The 16,492-nt window shown below is 60.9% G+C and carries 14 protein-coding genes and 1 pseudogene; 5 read left to right on the top strand and 10 right to left on the bottom strand.

All coding sequences use genetic code 11. The annotated features are described in order from the left end of the window. On the bottom strand, positions 1–485 hold a 485-nt coding region (locus AC1D12_RS07300), incomplete at its 3' end, for a DNA-processing protein DprA (protein ID WP_477839653.1). Positions 486–813: 328 nt separating this feature from the next. Between AC1D12_RS07300 and AC1D12_RS07295 the strand changes: the two genes are divergently transcribed. The 4 genes and pseudogenes from AC1D12_RS07295 to AC1D12_RS07280 form a co-directional block, all read left to right on the top strand. After that, positions 814–1,296, top strand: coding sequence for a hypothetical protein (locus tag AC1D12_RS07295; protein ID WP_477839651.1), 483 nt, complete (start codon positions 814–816; stop codon positions 1,294–1,296). A 64-nt stretch (positions 1,297–1,360) separates the two neighbouring features. Continuing rightward, the gene (locus AC1D12_RS07290; RefSeq protein ID WP_477839650.1) at positions 1,361–1,552 is read left to right on the top strand and encodes a hypothetical protein; all 192 of its coding nucleotides are present in this window, start codon (positions 1,361–1,363) and stop codon (positions 1,550–1,552) included. 398 nt (positions 1,553–1,950) lie between these two features. Then, positions 1,951–2,154 carry a hypothetical protein gene (locus AC1D12_RS07285; protein ID WP_477839648.1) on the top strand — a complete coding sequence of 68 codons (204 nt, stop codon included), beginning with the start codon at positions 1,951–1,953 and terminating at the stop codon, positions 2,152–2,154. Between the two features lie 457 nt (positions 2,155–2,611). Beyond that, positions 2,612–2,926, top strand: a pseudogene (locus tag AC1D12_RS07280) (H-NS histone family protein); the annotation flags it as partial. A 168-nt stretch (positions 2,927–3,094) separates the two neighbouring features. On the opposite strand, the gene AC1D12_RS07275 reads toward AC1D12_RS07280, so the two are convergent. Next, positions 3,095–3,496 (bottom strand): hypothetical protein, encoded by a 402-nt coding sequence (locus tag AC1D12_RS07275; RefSeq protein ID WP_477839646.1) that lies wholly within the window; start codon positions 3,494–3,496, stop codon positions 3,095–3,097. A 187-nt stretch (positions 3,497–3,683) separates the two neighbouring features. On the opposite strand from AC1D12_RS07275, the gene AC1D12_RS07270 reads away from it, so the two are divergent. Beyond that, positions 3,684–3,944: a hypothetical protein gene (locus tag AC1D12_RS07270; RefSeq protein ID WP_477839645.1), complete on the top strand. Its 261-nt coding sequence runs from the start codon at positions 3,684–3,686 to the stop codon at positions 3,942–3,944. Between the two features lie 106 nt (positions 3,945–4,050). On the opposite strand, the gene AC1D12_RS07265 is transcribed toward AC1D12_RS07270, so the two are convergent. The 8 genes from AC1D12_RS07265 to wrbA form a co-directional block, all read right to left on the bottom strand. Continuing rightward, entirely contained in the window at positions 4,051–4,953 is a 903-nt protein-coding gene (locus AC1D12_RS07265; RefSeq protein ID WP_477839643.1) for a plasmid partitioning protein RepB C-terminal domain-containing protein, read from the bottom strand. Continuing rightward, entirely contained in the window at positions 4,950–5,192 is a 243-nt protein-coding gene (locus AC1D12_RS07260) for a hypothetical protein (RefSeq protein ID WP_477839641.1), read from the bottom strand. The genes AC1D12_RS07265 and AC1D12_RS07260 overlap by 4 nt, the downstream gene beginning before the upstream one ends. 67 nt (positions 5,193–5,259) lie before the next feature. After that, positions 5,260–6,867: a recombinase family protein gene (locus AC1D12_RS07255; protein WP_477839639.1), complete on the bottom strand. Its 1,608-nt coding sequence runs from the start codon at positions 6,865–6,867 to the stop codon at positions 5,260–5,262. A 475-nt stretch (positions 6,868–7,342) separates the two neighbouring features. Continuing rightward, the gene (locus tag AC1D12_RS07250) at positions 7,343–7,747 is read right to left on the bottom strand and encodes a hypothetical protein (RefSeq protein WP_477839637.1); all 405 of its coding nucleotides are present in this window, start codon (positions 7,745–7,747) and stop codon (positions 7,343–7,345) included. Positions 7,748–7,959: 212 nt separating this feature from the next. Next, positions 7,960–8,934, bottom strand: coding sequence for a helix-turn-helix domain-containing protein (locus AC1D12_RS07245; protein WP_477839635.1), 975 nt, complete (start codon positions 8,932–8,934; stop codon positions 7,960–7,962). Between the two features lie 700 nt (positions 8,935–9,634). Next, positions 9,635–14,251, bottom strand: coding sequence for an NACHT domain-containing protein (locus tag AC1D12_RS07240; protein ID WP_477839633.1), 4,617 nt, complete (start codon positions 14,249–14,251; stop codon positions 9,635–9,637). A 457-nt stretch (positions 14,252–14,708) separates the two neighbouring features. After that, entirely contained in the window at positions 14,709–15,074 is a 366-nt protein-coding gene (locus tag AC1D12_RS07235; protein ID WP_073468917.1) for a nuclear transport factor 2 family protein, read from the bottom strand. Positions 15,075–15,473: 399 nt separating this feature from the next. Continuing rightward, positions 15,474–16,079, bottom strand: coding sequence for an NAD(P)H:quinone oxidoreductase (gene wrbA, locus AC1D12_RS07230; RefSeq protein WP_073468918.1), 606 nt, complete (start codon positions 16,077–16,079; stop codon positions 15,474–15,476). Positions 16,080–16,492 lie beyond the last annotated feature (413 nt).

Raw genomic sequence — 16,492 nt, 5'->3', positions numbered from 1 at the left:
GTATCGACGCCCTTTGCCAGACCAGAGACGATTGTGCAGCCGTCCTTGACCAGGAGGCCGACCAACTTGCGCGTGCGGCGAAGGCCTTCATCGCTGGCTTCACGAGACCCGACGATGGCGAGGCGTTTGGGTGCATGGACCAGGTCCCAGTCACCCTGGTAGTACAGGAATTCGACAGGGTTCTCGGCCGAGCGCAGCCCCTGCGGATAGTCGCTTAGGCCATGCAGGCGAACACTGAACGAGCCCACGCCTCGTGTGCGAAAGCGATCAAGAACCTCCCTGGCACAGGCCAATGCATCTTCGTCGCTCACGAGGTCAGAGGGCAGCGCGCCGGGGTGGTCGCGAAAGAGTTGCGCGATCGACTTGAAGGATGGCTTCAACGCCTCGCCCTTCTGTGCCCACAACCACTCGTAGGCGCCTATCTCTTGCATGGGCGAGACGGCGCCAAGGTCGGGGAAATGGAGGTCGTTCGCGGAGCTCGTCATGGCCCAGGGATCATACCGTGGCACCCTCGGTCAGCACGGCCAGCGCCCACTCCCGCGCGGTATCGGGTTTATCCTGACTGAACACCGAAAGGTCAGTGCCCTACCGTGCGGGTCGCAGAAGCAGTCCTTCGCGCTCGTACGACGCGTCAACTCCTGGTGCTTGGCCATCTCACGCCCCTGGTCGTACGTCAGCGTCTGACGTATCGGCTGGGCAACGACCACCGTCGCACGAGGGAGGACGTATCGTCGATGCACAGCGGGCGCACTTCGAGGTGGAGCCGATCTGCAAGGCGTTGCAGGTTGCCCCGTCGGGCCGCAGAATGCGGCCATGACCACGGCGCGCAAGCAGCCACCCCAACCGCCAGCTCATCGCGACAGTGCTTTGCCTGCGTGGGCATTGCGCAGGGCCTCAAGCGTCACGGCCGGGTCGGAGGAGGAGGCGACGGTTGCCGATGCCGAAGGCGACCCGATCTGTCGTGTCTCCCTTCCAAGTGGGTCAACCTTGCTCAAGGCGGTAGACGTCTGTGTAATCGCGTTGCCCGAGGATGCCCGTGACGAGCATGTGAGTGCTGCCCTCCGTGGGCTGAAGGATGCGCTCCGCAGAGGGGCAACCGTCGCCGCAATCGCCTTCCCACCGGCGCTCGGCCCAGCACCTCCGGACTACGTCAACTACCTGGCCGATCTCGGCATCGCGATAGTCCGCGACCTCGGTGAAACATCCTTGATGGCGGCAACCGAATACGTGCGTCGCGTCCTCGGCCTGCGCAGCAAGGCCCGCCAACACCTAGCTTCTCGTCGTCGCTCATCATGAACGGCGGCGCCATCCCCACGCATACCGAGGTTCGCGGTCTATCTGGCTTTCTCAGGACGTCCACGTGGCTGGGCATGTCGCCGAGACCGCATTAATGCGGGCATTTTTCATCACCTGGTCGTATCCGATAGTCGTGATCACCACGGGTGTGATCGTTCTGGGCGGTCGCGCGTTGCTGCCGACGATTGCCAAGTGGCAACAGCGCCTGGAGGAGAACCTCGCACGCTCGATGACCGAGCACGAGGATGGAACATAGGCGCCTCCGAAAGCCACCCGAAATTGTCCGCTGGGTCGACGCCGGTTGCAGCGAAAGCCGCACGAGTTTCCTCGTCAGCTGCCCTCAACCGCGAGCAGAACCCAGCTATGGCTGCGGCCGAACTGACTCCCGAACTCAACTCGACCGCGGGAGTCTCAGTCAGGTGCGACGTGCACTCTTGGGTCTTGCGGCAGCACGCGTCAACTGTGCTTGGTCGATGAGCTTTTGCGTAGACGCCAACCACGCTCACGTGCGCGACCCGTGCGCAGTGCGTCAAACAGTGCCAACAACTCGTAGAGCGCTGGGTCGCGCAGCGCCGCTCCGGGAGCGCAGGGGTGCAGTGGCCGCAGGCCTTCTCCGCGCATTGAGCCGTGAGCGTCGGGCCACACCAGCGGCTCATGTCCTTCGGCGAACACCCCCGCGATCTATGGCGCGAGTCGCTCGACATTCTTCGTGATCGCGCCTGGCGCACGGCTTTGAGTTCCACGAGTCGTGCCCAACAGTTGAGGCAGGCCTCGCCGCTCGTCACCGTGCTGCCGAAAGAGGTTCGCGAACGCATACTGAAGCAAGTCAGAAGCCTCAGAGCGGGAGCCATTGACTGAAGCGCGGCAGCGTTGTGCCGGACACCGTCTAGACTTGGCGGAGCCCCCAGTTCGTAAATGCACCCGGAGTTGATTGAAATAGTTCTGCCGACGTGCCGATGTCGACCGTGTGCAGCTGGAGGCGTCTGCGCTCGTCGGCGGTCGCGGTATCCGGTGAACGCTTCAGGAGCGCGGCGAACTTGTACACAGCGCGGATATGGGCGATATGAGTCTTGCCCCATCTCGCGGATGCGCATGTCGTCGATCATGCGTTGACGCCATGGCAGAACCGTCTGATCCATCGAATGGCCTCAGCGCACCGCCGAAAGGTTACCGTGAAGGCGGTTTAGTCCTTCGCTGCAAAGCTGAACTTGGCCTTGGGCCGGGCGCTTACCAATTTCACACAGCGACCAACTGGCGCTCAGCATCAAATCAAGGCGAGAATGGCTTATCACGATACCTCGTTGGAGACATATTCATGAAGACCTATGCGTCGCTAAAGGCTCAGATCGTCAAGTTGGAACGCGAGGCGGAGAAATTGCGGAAGGCAGAGGTGGCCGGCGTCATATCCAGAATCAAGGAAGCCATTGCCGCCTACGGATTGACTCATGAGGATTTGGGTCTGGCGCGAGGCCTCAAAAAACGGCCGGCCGTCAAGGGTCGACGCGAGGCCAAGAGCACTGTCGGAGAGCCCAAGTACAGGGATCCGAAGTCTGGCAAGACGTGGACCGGGCGAGGCAAGCCCCCGAATTGGATTGTTGGTGTGAAGAACCGCAACCGGTTCCTGATCGATGCTTCGGGATCTCCGTCGAGCGTCGAACCTTCCAACGAACCAACGAAGCGCAAGCGACGCGTTTCTCGAGAGGCGTCAACGCCAGCCGCTCTGTCCGCCGCAGTACAGATTGAGGGTGGCGTCGGCTCGCAGTAGAAGTGGCGACCTGGCACGCAGCGCGTCGAGCGCTTAGCCGGAGCATTTGCCTTCAGTGCCAGCCAGTTCGCAGATCTGCACAGTGCAGTCGATCTCTACGCCGAGTGCGTGATTGGCCGCGACACGCGCCGAACGACGATGAGTGGGGTACTCGCGCCACGAGTAATCTGCGAGGTCCCACAGTTCCCTCAAACTCAGCCTGGGCTCAATCTCCAGCGCCCTGTCCCAGAACTCCCGCCGCCACCGGCGTTGGTCGGCTTGGTGCGTTCTCAGGTAGTAGTTCTCGGCCCAGACCTCAGGCAGTTCACCAGGCTCCGCCTCGTAGGAGCGCGCGGCCACCTGCTGCAGTTCGACCATCGTTGCCGTCGAATCAAGCTTGCTCAGCTTCGTGAAAACGCGATCAACCCAGGCAGATCTTGAGATTGGACTGGACATGCGTGCCTCCGAATACATGTGCAAGCGCAGCACAGGTTGAAAATACCCGTCGGGAGATCACTCTACTGCGGATCGGCTGCAGGAGGGCGAGATATTTGGACCGGTCCACCCTCGCGAAAGCTCTCTTGCGCAGGCGCACTTCACGAGATTCAATCAATGCTCTCTCGGCCGTTTGCGAGGTGAGTGAATGAGCGACGAAGTGAAGCCCAACGAGACAGCAAGCTACCTGCAGGGCGAAGTGATCTGTGCGATGGCCATGATCGCCGCGCTCGTGAAGCTGTTGCCGGACAAGGATGCATTCCGCCGTGAGGCGGTCGCTGAGCTGGATCTGCTTCGAGATGCATTCACCGAGAACCCTAACGCAGGTCCTCAGCTCAAAGCCGTGGGCATGACGAGGTTGTGGTTGGTCGATCTGATGCAGTCGTTCCCTGGAGACAAGCCCCACTGACTTCCCGGAGGGTTGACTTGCTGGTCAGGCGCTTCGGAACTGTCAGGCTGGGGAGGCAAGGCGACCACGCCTATATTGCGGCCGCGAAGGCTCTTCTGGGCGATCGTCAAGTCGCCGGATCGAGCGCCTCGATTTCTGAGATCAGCTGCAGCTCACGTAGGTAGTCCCCTCGATTGCGGGCAAGCCAGCCGACGATCTTGGCGTTCCCCAAAAGCGAGCGGATGTAGGCCTTCACCACGACAAGCTGCAGGCAGCTGGGACCGTATGCCACTTCCAGTCTCTTCGCGTCCGATTGAACCGTCGCCATCTCTCGCTGAAGATGATGTCGAGCTTCCGATGAGGTGTTCGCCTGCCTACGAGCTTGGGCATCTTCCGTCAGCAACTCAGCCGGCGTGGCGTGCAACATCACCAACGAGAACTTCACCGAGTAGTTTCGGAGATCGATCATCGCCTGAGCCACATCGATCTGCCGAGACGGCTTCATATGCTGAAGTGCCTGGAACAGCCCCCTGGTGGCCGGCTTGTCCGTCAGAAGTTGGACGGCTTCGGGACAGATCCCATCGAGCATTCGAAGTCTGTCTCGGATGGATTCGACTGAGATGCCGAGGGCCTGGGACAGGATGACCTTCGAAGCGCCTCCATCTGCAGCTCGAGTGATCAGTCGATGCTCTTGGACAGCCGAGAGCCGGTTGACTTGGCGGTTGTAGGTGAGGGCCTCGCAGTCCGTCAGGATCCGGCACAGCGCCCTGTTGAAATCGACCTCTCTCAGTGCCGCCTCGCGCAGCAATCCGTCGAGGACTGAGTAGCCCCCGCCTTCGTCCTGCGATCGGGGAACAACGACCAGCGGATCCAGCAGGCCGACCGCACGAATCGACCCAAGTATCTGTCGGTATTTTGCGCTGCTGAGGATCGACTGCGGCAGCGCCTTGATGCTATGAAGCTGATCGAGCTCGAGTTCCAAGTAGGTGCCGCTGGAAGCCAGTTTGGCGGAGGTGTCGACCGCGATCATTGACCCATCTCCACATCGGATCCACCATTGGCCAAGTAGCGCGGCGCTGTGCCTTTGCCCTCGCTTCTCAAGAGCGAGACGAACTCCGGATCGGCGAACAGCTCCTTGAAGATCTTCTGAGACGCCTTCAACGCAGCCTGTGCACGGTCCGCCTTTCGCTGAAGTAGGCGATGCTCTTGCGTCTGCTGCTGATAGATCTCGACCAGCGCCTGGTCCAGTGGATGCTGACCACCGTGCATGCTTGGCTCCGGAGCTCGATGATTCATCCGCTTACCGCGCAGACTGTCGCCATGGGTCGCTGAAGGTTCAATCCTCTGAGTTCTCTCGACTGCTTTCATTGGGGCTGCTCCGAAGAGGCGCTCGTGCCGTGAGCGCGTAAAGGGGGGCCAGCGTTCTCGTGCGGTACACATCCAGGGCGCGTCCGTTTCTCTCCATGCGCGGCAGTCTCGACGCATGCTTGTCCATCGAAGGAAGCAGGTAGTAGTCATGCACACCAGCGTTGTCGAAGTCCATCCGGACAAGGACAACGATGTCGGGAGGCACTGAAGGAATGTGGACACGCCACTGGTAGTAGCCGCGTGCGTTGCCTCGGTTTGGCGCCACGATGACCAGCACGGTCAGCTCGCCGTCGACGGTGAGCCACCTAGTCCCTGGGTCGAGCGTGCAAGAGCTACCGCTTGCGAGAAAACCAGCCACCACGTCAGCCACGATCAGTTGGTTCCGCTCCCGGAGCGAGCGATTGACCTGTTCGAATCCACGGTTCTGCTTCAGGTCGTAGCCGACTAACCCATAGAGCTTGGTCAGACTTCCAAAGATCCGGAGATACGAGGATACGGACGGGACGTCTTTGCTCCTAGCAAGGATGTCCGCGGATAGTTGCCCGTGCTGGGCAAGCAGTTGTGCCGCGCCGCGCAGCATGTCATCCCTGTCGAGCCGCTTCGCCGCATCTCGGATCATCTGCTGGGCCCGCAGGAAGCGCGGCATCGGGATGATCGATTCGTAGGCGCCCTCCTTGCGAATCCATAGGTCCCGGGTGTTCTCCCTTACTGGAGCTTTGAGCTTGCCCGACTTGCGGTTGTAGATGGCGGTGCCTGCGTAACGCTCGTTCGTCAGAACAGCGTGGACGGCTTCCATCCTCCAGGGGTGACCGCCAACCCAGGGAATCCCGCGAGCGTTCAGGAGCTCGGCAATCTCCGATCGTGTACGGCGCTTGTCGATGAAAAGCTGAAAGACGAGCCGAACGGCCTCGACTTCGGCCTTGGGTCCAGGCGAAAGTGAAACGCGGTGCGACTGAATGCCCTTGCGCTCGCCGAATGCAAGGGTGTCTCTCACTCGACCGGTCTCGTCGACGACGACGCGGCGAAGCCCAAAGCACGCCACGCCGCCTTGCGCGTAGCCCTGCTTGGCGATGTTGCAGGCGCCTGCAAACACTCGAACTGAAAGCTCCCGGCTGAACTCCGCAGCCATGCTGCGTTTGAGCCCGATGAGCACCGAGGATGATATCGAGCCGTCGTTCGCGAACTGTTCGGCGCAGTAGATGACCCGAATGCCGCGGCGCTTGCACGTCAGCTCGCAGGCTRCAGCTTCATCCGGGTCCTGGAATCTCCCCCATCGACTCACGTCGTAGACCAGGACGGCGCGGAATGGAACGAGAGGCTGCCCGACATCCAGCAGCAAGCGCTGCATCGCCGTACGGCCCTTCAGTTCGAGCCCGCTCTTTCCGAGGTCCGCATACGTGCGCACTACGTCCATTCCGTTGCGCAACGCGTATTCGGAGATCACTCGAGCCTGGTTCTCACGAGAGTACCGCTGGTGCTCTGTAGACATACGGACGTACTGCGCGACGGGCATCAGGTCAAGATCACCATTGCCCAATGCGGTTGGCGCGGTGTCGCGTCGATCGAGTTCTGCCATTGTCCAGCCCCGGCACAAATGAAACTCAGAGGGTGAATCGTGAGATCCCTACATGACAGAGCGATGACGTCGAGGGAGGCCCTCCGATTCCGCCCGGCGTATCGCTTCCGTTTCGCAGCGGCTCCGTGGCTGCCGATGACTGCTTCAGACTGGTTGCGGTCGGTCAGAGCCCGTCGCTCGCGCGACCGCTCTGACGGAGAGGAGTCCTTCGTCGCGCAACGCGTTGGGTTTGCTCGGTCACGCCCGAATGGACGGGCCTGCATGCCGGCGCTGCCCAGGTCGAACGGCTGCTACTGCGAGCCGCGAATCAGAGCTATCGACCCGTTGCGGACTTTCAGCGGTGCGATCTCGAAACCCTGAAGCGGTCGTTCGCCTGGAACCAGGCCGAAGCCTAGGGAGCGCATCCTCGACGGCAGTCTGCATTCCGGTCAAATCTCAGTCCCGCTGTCCAGCCCATCCTTGATTGAGCGACAGGCTAGATCACAACATTCTTCACCTCGTCAACACTGATGACGACCAGCTTTGCCTGCGCTGCTCTGGCCATGTGGGACGAACACCTAAGGTCAACGATCGGCGTCGCTTTTGAATTGCCGAGTTCCAAGATTGCCTGCAAGCACAGAGTCTGGCGGGAACCGTCCTCGTGTCCTGAGAGCCTTACATCTACCCTGTCTAGCTGGGTCTTTCCATCCAAAGTAGTCAATTTGGCGGATGCAAACTGGGCGTCGTCGTCCCAATTCTCTATGGACACTCGGCCGAACACGACATACTTGCCTGTATCAGTTGGCCGAAGGTCCAGCCGAAGAACGACCGTCTCGTCAAAATGCTTCAGCACTTCCTCGTCAGGATTCGCACCGTAAAAGGCGATGTTGTCGACTGGCATGACCTCTCCTAGTGAGACTAGAGAAGGCTGAATGCTGCAGCTCACCGCCTCCTCGGTCTTCGCGTTCCGTGCCGGGCAGCTTCTCAGTTCGTGTCACTGGAGGAAACGAACGGGAAACTTTGGCCAAACCTCTTGCGGTTAGAGGGAAAGGCTCGCTCTGTGAGGAAGCGCTTAGGCAGCGATCGCTGCAGACGCGGTCAGAAGGGCGCTGACTACTTCCGGTGTGTTGACCTGCACTCCGCTGGTGTGATGCCGAAGGCGCTTTTGAAAGCCCTGTAGAAAGTGGCGATGCTGTCAAATCCACAGTCCATCGCGATCGTTAAGACTTTCTGATGGCGGTGCGCCGGCGATTCGAGCCGCATCCGTGCTTGATCCAGGCGTTGAGAAAGTATGTAGCGAGAGACGCTGCTTTCGCTTTGCTCGAAAAGCCGGTGGAGAAGCCTTACGGATATCGCCAGCCTTTGCGCTACGAACCCCGGGGTGAGATCAGCCTGGCCCAGATGCTTATCAATCAGTCTCTTTGCGGCCTGAAGTTGAGCCACCCGAACTGCCTGCCGGGGGTCGTGGTCATTGAAGTGTTGGCCGCAAGCCGCCGCGGTCAAGCTCACCAAGGTGTGCAGCGCCAGACTGCGATGTTCCGGTACCAGATGCGCCACTTGGGCCGCAAAGGCGTCGAAGTAGGTCCGCAGCAGTGCGCCTATGCCAGATGAGGTTGAGAGGACCCGGGTCTCAATGTCGTGCGGCCTAGCGAGCACGGACTGGAACAACCGGCGCGGAAGTTTCAATACGCAGTGATGGAAGTCTGCTCCCTGTGTAGGAGCCGTCACGAACGAGCGATCGGCGTCACCGAAGGTCAGCGTTCCTGGCTCAGTAACGAATCCGTCCTGGTAGTCAAAATCGAACCAAGCCGTCGCTCGTTGCTGGTAAAGAAACAGGTAGTCGCCGCTGCGATGGGCAATATCGTGTGGCGCGCGGCGAGTGCGATGAGCACTAGCCCTGATCTCCATGAGTGCGGCATCCCCAATTTGCCATCCCGAGATGCTTGCCTTGAAGGTCTCGCGGTTGCATCTCTCCAACTCCGGGGACATCGGATCGACGGCCGCACCAATTGCCTCACGCCAGTAGTCGAAGCGTTCCGTTTGCTTGATGGTGTCCGTCGACCAGAGAAAGGCAACCGGTTGATCCATACAAGGCTCTCCGCAGTTCCGAGATCTGGGACTGAACTTGTGAAGAATACTGCTTGCGTAGAGACCCTTCATCCCTAGTCGTAGGGAAGATGCGTCAAGAAGGGTGCGATCCAGGCTCGGATCCAGCAACTCGGCAAGGGAATCTCTTCAATAGATTTCGACTCAGCTCTGCGCTACCTCAACGGACCGACGTCTACTGTGCTTGCCATAGAGTTGAAACGAGCGGCCGTTCGGCGTCACCGGGGAAGTCCAGACATTTGCGTCGCACCGTAGGCCAGTCAGCGCGTCGCGCCCCGCGTATTGAACGTCATCACCACCTCCGCAACCGGCCGTTCGCCAGACGTCTGTCTGCTCAGGTGGAATGACCGGGTAGGTGCGGGCGATCGCTCCTACCAGGCTCGATGCCGAGCTACCGCAATCACTGCAAAGCAGTCGTCCAGGCCGACTGACTGCCTCAGACTGATCTCGGTCGTTCGACCATGGCGCTACCGGTGACTGCTATTGCCAGAAGCGGTCGAACGACCTGGGACGGCCTGGCCGGCGCTTCGCCCCCGGAATAAGCCGTTGGGCTCGGCGATCGCAATCGGACTGGACGAGTGACCGTTATCGCGTCGCGCTACGGCACCTGGATCAGGTCGAATCGCCATTGCGCTTCCTCTTCACGTGTCGAGCATGCCCGCTCAGCGTGCTGTCCTTGGTCTCAGAAGAATTTCTTCTCCGCGCGACGCCGAGACCGCCGACGAGGCATGCGGAAGGTCGCGTTGTAGCGGGGGCGGATCCGATGGTCGATTTCGTCAAGCGTTGCTCGGGCCTGGAAGGCGTCAATCTCGAGGAGCTGCTCGAACATCGCAAGCCCTTCTAGCCTGGTCGCGTCGAGGCCGTGCAGCGTCAGTACCAAGCTAATGAAGTGCTGGCCGCCCCAAGAGGTCAGCTTGGAATTCGGATCCTTCAATTGATCCTTCCAACGGCGGATGAGAGGGCGGGCAATGCGTGCAATGAGCTGCGCGTGCAGTGGCAACAGCGTGTTCAAGCGTTCAACGAAAGCTGAACTCTGCGGGATCGGAGCGTTGTCGATCTTGGCTGCGATGACCTCGAGCAGCCCCAGGGTGTAGGGCTCAGACTCCAGTCGATCGACGAGGGTGAAGAGCTCGAACAATTGCTCCCAAACCCCCTCCTCGTCGTGCTCCATCAGGTGAATCAGCAACTCGGTTGCTTTGGGGCGGAAGGGCAACTCGTGCCAGAGCAGTTGAACCGCGGATGCGGTCGCACCCAGGCGCGCGTCACCGTACTGCGGGTCGCGCCAGATCTCGGTGAGCCAGTCTTGCATCTGCGGATCCCCTCCCACGATAGCGATCACAGCCACGAGCTCGCCGTATCCCTTCCGGGCAGACAGGCGCGATGAATCGCGCCAGCGCCGCAGCGAAGGAACGATCTCCGGTAGCGCAATCTTGTAGATGCGCGCCATCAGGTGAGCCGGCCCTCGGGTGCCATCCAGTTCGGGCATCGACGGGAGGAGTTCGCCGATGAACGCCTTGCCGCCCGGCAGAGTGGCATCCGTCAGGGGCGCCAAGTCGTCAAGCACGCCCTCCCACGCCTGCGAGGAATGAGGGTTGGCGTGATACTGCTTCAGCGTATCGAGGAGCTGTGGCTTCTCCTGCCGCTGGTAGCGCGCGTAGACGATCGCGCGCAGGAGCGCGTAGTCAGGGTCATCGTAGCCCTGCCCGCCTACGAATCCGGAAAGTAGGAAGCGCCGCGGGTCTTCGGCATTGCTCTCCAAGCCGACTGGGCCTCGCGGGTCATTCTCCCGAGCTTGCCTTACCAGCCAGCTCTCGAGCATGCCAAGGAGATCATCGGAAAGCCGGACGTCCTTTTCCAGCAGAGCGTTGACTGCCTGGCACGCCGAGTACCGGAATTCGCTGCTGTCGTACGCTCCGAACCCCGCTTTGTGCAGGTCGACCAGCGTCTCCATGAGCAGGGCTGAATCGATCTTGTCCTTGGCGAGTTCGCTAACGATTGCGCCGGCTGTTCGTTGGCCGAACGACGGCTGCATCAACTTGAGCACCGCCATGCCCAGTTCGGGCCGTTGCGCGGCTGCTTCGCCGATGGCGCTGGCCAACTGGATATTGCCGCCTCGATGAAAGTGCCTGGGGTGGTCCCAGTTGGTGCCATCGGGCACCTTCCTGACTGCATTGGCGATTTGGGCGGGTGTGGCCTTGAGGAGTTGCTGGACGCTGATGGGCGAGCCAATGAAGCCTCCCGTCATCTCGGAACGCGGAAGCTGGGGGAAGATTCGGGTCTCTGCGTCGATGTTCTTCTGGAGGTCGTCTGTGCGAGCACGAGCCGGCAACGCGCGCACCATTGCCAGTCGGGTCCGGCGTGCTGTGCGCGACCAGTGCTTGATTAGGTCGGGCGTGTTGCGCTCCGGAGGGCGTGGCGGCGAGTAGCGCTTGACCGCCGCTGTGAACGTTGCCACCTGCGTTGAGTCCCAATGCGGCGAGACGGCCTCGACCAACTTAACGCTCGTACTCCAGCTGTYATGGTGGCTGCCGAGAAAGAAGCGCCGATCGTCGCCGAGCAAATACTCGAGCGCACGTTTCGCAAACCGTGCCGGGTTCTGGGCCAAGGCGTGCGAGATCAAGCGTTGCACCGGTGTGAGCTCGATGCCTTCCTGGTCGTTCACCCACTTCTCAAGCGCGTCTGGTGAGTCGATTGCCATCTTTTCCAGCGTGAAGGTGATCGTTTCCAGCAGCGCGGAGGGCGTCAGGCCGTTGGCGGCTTCGTCCTCAAAGCGCAGATCGACGTAGAACCAGAGCGGGTAGCCAAAGTATCGATCATCGCGCGCAGTCATGAGGCTCGCTAGGGTTCGGCAGGCGTTTACGAACCACGGCCAAATCAGGCCAATGAACTGCTCGGGAACTTGCTCTGCGATGGCCTGGAGTCCGTCCCAGGAGTTGTTGTYGTCGAGCATGTCCAGAACCGGGCGCGTCGGCAAGGACACGGTGAGGATGTCATCCTCGTCGCTCTCGTTGCGAGCTCGCTTCTCGGCGCGTTTCTCTTCCCGCTGCCGCGCAGCCTCTGCGCCTTGAGCCGTCCGTCGCTCAAGCTCGCTATCCAGGTACCAACGGAGCATCTGGATCGCGACTACCGGGGCTTTGGAGCTGACCTCCACAATGGCGTGTTCGACATAGATCGTGCCGAGCGTGCCGCGCTGCAGCACCAGCTTGGCGAGACCCAGGTTCGCGTCAGTCCAAATGGAAGCGGTTCGAAGCGTTGCCAGGGTCGCGCGATCGTTCTTCTCGATGGGTGCCCAGCGCTGGGTCAGAAGGTGCGTCACGGTCTCGGGCTCGACCGACCAGCCCTTTGTCAGCAGCGGAAAACACAGCTCTGCGAGCGCGTCATCCGCCATGGCCTGAGGGATGATGTTGTTCGCCAAACGCTTGAACCAGCCGTCACTGCCCTCGACGGACTTCAGCACCAGAGGTCGGAGCTCGGGTGTCTCGAACGCTTCGACCATGTAGATGGTCTCCTGATCGCTCGGCTGCACCTGCGACCCGAGAAAATCGATGAGCAGGAAGCGCAGATGCGCACGGAGATCCTTGCTAGCCCACAGCGTCTGGAACTCGCTGTCGTAGGAGGAGCTCTGGGTATTCCGCAGGAACGTCAGCCCATAGAGCACCTTCGGTCTGACGAAAAGCGAATCCATACGGCCCAGGACGTAAGTCGACAAGCCCCCCTTTGTTTTGACGAAACTACGGGCGAGCGCGTATTCGAAAACGGTCTGGTGGGAAAAGCCGATCTTGCCGTGCTCGCCCTCGGTGATCACCCCCGTTGCCAGCAACGCCGTCAGATCATCGTTCGCATCTTCGAACAGCAGCCGCGAGAGCCAGAGCTCCTCGCGATCGGCCATCGCCTCGGCGATGCGATATGCGAGTTGTGAGATCTGCACGCTCTGTCCCTTCACGACGCGGGCATTCCATAGGCGCTCGAGCATCGCCTGGTAGTTGGTGACCGGCTCGTCGATGCCTTGGGCTCTCAGTTGCAAGAATGTGTTGAGCTGCTGGGGAACGCGCAAGACGTTTTTGGCGTCATCTGGCCAGCCGCTCGTGGCAACGCCGTTGGCTTGAAGGATCGGCACGACCTCTTCCCACGAGGGTAGCGCGAGCGCGACCTCTTGCGCAGAGATGGTCGTCAGGCGCGTGTCGTGACTGAACTCGAAGCGCCTGCAGGACAGGAAGACGCGGACGCCCGCGACGAAGCTCATCTGCTGGATGAGGGTCAATAGCAGGCTGAGTCGGCTCGTCTTTAGATCCAGCCGGTCGGCCAGTGCGTCAACCTGGTCAAGCAGCAGCACGACCTTGCCTTGCTTGGCCAACTTGCCGAGCATCACGCTCGGTGGCTCGGGCAGCCCCAGATCGGCCTGTAGGTCGCTTTCGGTTGCCACAGACCTAGACATCAGGTCGGCCTTGATGGCCAGCACCGTGAGATCGTCTCTGGCCGAAAGCTCGCCGGCAAACTTGGAAAGGAGCGCGGATTTTCCGGAGCCAGGGTCGCCCAATAGCACGCAGGTGACTGGCTCGTCCTGCTCAAGCAACTCGTGCAGCCGCGCGAGTTCTGGTCGGTCGATGTGCTCACCGGCGCCGGCGCCAACAACCTGTCGCCATCCGAGAAGCGGCTTTGATGCCGCGGCGAAGGCAGTCTTCCAGGACTTCAGCACTTCGGCATCTGGCTCCTTGAGCTGCAACTGGGCCGGCACGGATTTTCCGAGGTCAGATTCCAACCGATTGATCCGGTTGATGATCACTTCAGTGGCTGCGGCCGTCGTAGCCGCAGCACCAACATCGTCCACGCGCGTTGTGATGTTGGCGACCATCACTGCACGGATGGAATTGAGAAAGGCCGCCGACTCCTGGGGATTGGCGCTGGCGACTTCCTCATAGCGGCGCGCAAGGCGTTCAAGAGTTTCGGAAGGCGCAGGCCGCTCTAGTACGTCAGCCGCTTGAACCTCACGCAGTGCATCGACGATGCCGGGCGTATCGAAGAACTGGCGAGCGCTGACGTCAGTCAGCTGCGAAGGCAGCAAGACTTTCGCCACGACTCGCTGACCGGAATCGACAAAGTTTTCGGGCACGGTCGGCGACTGCAGTCGCCGCAAGGCCGCTTTCAATGTGGCCTCGGTCACAGGCTCTGCCAGCTCTGGCTTGCGCGCGACCTTGAACTCTTCGCGGACGGTACGAGTGCTCTTGAGCGCCGCCGTGGCGGCATCCTTGACTTTGTCAAAGAGTACCTTGGCGCCCAAGATCAAGCCGGTCAGAGACATTCCAATATCCTTCAGCTGGCATTCGACAGATCGCGTCCGGTTGGGGCGTTCCTAACCGGCCGATCCATTGTCCCCTCTGTTCACACCTCCGATTTCGACTTGAGTGACTGTCTGAAGCAGTCGCGGYGCCTTCCGTCTTAACGCCGTGTGGTCAACGACCGCAATGCCAGCGAGGGCTGTTATCGGCATCGCAACCGTTGACGACGGCTGTCGCTGCGAAGCGGTCGATCAACTATGGAGGCCTGCTTCAGACTGGCTGCAGTCGCTCGATTTCCGCGGTCCTGCGACCGCTGCCTGGAGCAGCTGTCATTCGACCAGTTGATCGTGGAATGACCGCTGCACTTTCAGGACCAGCCTCTCAGCGGAACTGGCGACCGGGGCCACCAAGGCCGGCGACGATGTTCGGGTCAGTGTCAGCTTCGAAGGGCCGTGAACTGGCGGTGGCGGAGGGCCGCTTTCAGGTAGGCATCGAATCCAGGAAGACGTAGAGCGCGGCAATCTTCCCATCGCGAACGATGATGACATCCAGGCCCGTGTAATCCGGCTCCTCGCCCTTCACGCCGGAACTCCAAGCAATGCGGCCGGCGTTGTGGAGAGCCTGAGGTTCACCGTCCGGCGTATAGGAAAAGTGCGGGTGCGTCGCGCGAAGGTCTCCGGCGAACTTGTCGAGGGCGTCGTGCCCGATGAATACTCCCGGGGGAACGTAGAGCGCGCAGTCTTCGGTATAGAAATCCTTGATCGCTGCACGACGGCACGTCGCATCGCCTTCGCCGAAGACCTCCTGAAGGTTGCGGTGCAGGAGTTCGTGGATACGATCTGACATGGCATTCTTCCTTGGTGATTGACTACCGATCGATCCCCGCCGCGGTCTTGTAGATGTCTGGGGATCGGGGTGGATCGTTGCCGTACGCCACCCATATCGGCGTTGGCTTCAACGCGAAGTCCTTGAGAAGCACTTCTCTTTAACGGTTGTCCTCAGCGAGACCGGGTTGATTGCGGCCGCGAATCAAATCACACCCAAGGCAGGCAACCTGAATCACCCCGGGGCGATTCAACCTGCAGAACGCCTGACGCGCAGAGTGATGCGAGCATGCGAAGGACCAGGCAACCCTCCGATTCGGGTCTGGCACAAATCTCGCTCATTGCCAACGGGCAAGCGACGTTCGAGTCAACATCGCCTACTCCAATGACCTCGCTGGTCCTTCCTTGATCGCTCGACCGTTCAGGCGGTCCGTGTCAGGCGCTGTGTGATCTCGGCGACGTGCCGACCCTGGAATTGCGCCAACTCCAACTCGTTCGCGCTGGGTTGTCTTGAGCCGTCACCGCCCGCGATGGTCGACGCGCCGTAAGGGCTGCCACCGGTGATCTCGTCCAGGCGCATCTGGCCTTTGGCGGCATATGGAAGGCCGACGATGATCATGCCGTGATGCAGCATGACGGTGTGTGTTGACAAGATCGTCGACTCTTGGCCGCCGTGCTGAGTGGCCGTAGATGCAAAGACCGAACCGACCTTGCCGATCAGCTTGCCGGCGAACCAAAGTCCTCCGGTTTGATCGAGGAAGTTCTTCATCTGGGCTGCCATGTTGCCGAATCGGGTGGGAGTGCCCACGATGATCGCGTCATAGTCCGCGAGCTCGTTCGGACTCGCAATCGGAGCCGTTTGGTTCAACTTGAAGTGGCTGGCCGTCGCGACTTCGTCCGGAACAAGTTCGGGAACGCGCTTGACAGTTGCGGTCGCGCCTGCGCTGCGGGCGCCATCAGCGACTGAGTTTGCCAGGGCCTCGACGTGGCCGTAGCTCGAGTAGTAGAGAACCAGTACTTTTGCCATTTCTTGTCCTCGTGATGAGTTGTGGATCAATTGGTGGAACTGTCCCTCTCGGAGAGCCGTCCGCTTGACGGGCGACATCGAGAGAGTTCGGCGCTAGCGGAATTGGCGCAGTGCGCTTCGCGTCTCCGCGACGAACAGCATGGGCTGCTACATCGCGGGGAAGTGGCCTCCCTTGGGAACGTTGTTCCAGCAGGAGAGATTCGAATAGGTCTCAGCATCAACTGGCCAAGCGCGGCTTTCTCTTCGCGTGGATGGACGTCGGCGCGTGCCGCCCCCGCGACCGCCCGCATCACGCGCGAACCGTCCTGAACGCCTTGCGTAGCTCTTCGGTGAAGATCGTCGGCTGCTCGAAGGCTGCAAAGTGACCGCCGCGGTCCACCTTGTTCCAGTAGATGAGGTGGGGCCAGTGCGCC

The organism is Rhizobacter sp. P1_G5 (assembly GCF_056405435.1).
This window is presented reverse-complemented; position numbering and strand designations above follow the sequence as displayed.

Bases quoted from the DNA above. Each gene is read 5' to 3' on its own strand.
- AC1D12_RS07250 (WP_477839637.1), bottom strand. From the start codon at position 7,747: ATGCCAGTCGACAACATCGCCTTTTACGGTGCGAATCCTGACGAGGAA.
- AC1D12_RS07275 (WP_477839646.1), bottom strand. From the start codon at position 3,496: ATGTCCAGTCCAATCTCAAGATCTGCCTGGGTTGATCGCGTTTTCACG.
- AC1D12_RS07270 (WP_477839645.1), top strand. From the start codon at position 3,684: ATGAGCGACGAAGTGAAGCCCAACGAGACAGCAAGCTACCTGCAGGGC.
- AC1D12_RS07260 (WP_477839641.1), bottom strand. From the start codon at position 5,192: ATGCACGGTGGTCAGCATCCACTGGACCAGGCGCTGGTCGAGATCTAT.
- AC1D12_RS07265 (WP_477839643.1), bottom strand. From the start codon at position 4,953: ATGATCGCGGTCGACACCTCCGCCAAACTGGCTTCCAGCGGCACCTAC.
- AC1D12_RS07295 (WP_477839651.1), top strand. From the start codon at position 814: ATGACCACGGCGCGCAAGCAGCCACCCCAACCGCCAGCTCATCGCGAC.
- AC1D12_RS07245 (WP_477839635.1), bottom strand. From the start codon at position 8,934: ATGGATCAACCGGTTGCCTTTCTCTGGTCGACGGACACCATCAAGCAA.
- wrbA (WP_073468918.1), bottom strand. From the start codon at position 16,079: ATGGCAAAAGTACTGGTTCTCTACTACTCGAGCTACGGCCACGTCGAG.
- AC1D12_RS07235 (WP_073468917.1), bottom strand. From the start codon at position 15,074: ATGTCAGATCGTATCCACGAACTCCTGCACCGCAACCTTCAGGAGGTC.
- AC1D12_RS07285 (WP_477839648.1), top strand. From the start codon at position 1,951: ATGTCCTTCGGCGAACACCCCCGCGATCTATGGCGCGAGTCGCTCGAC.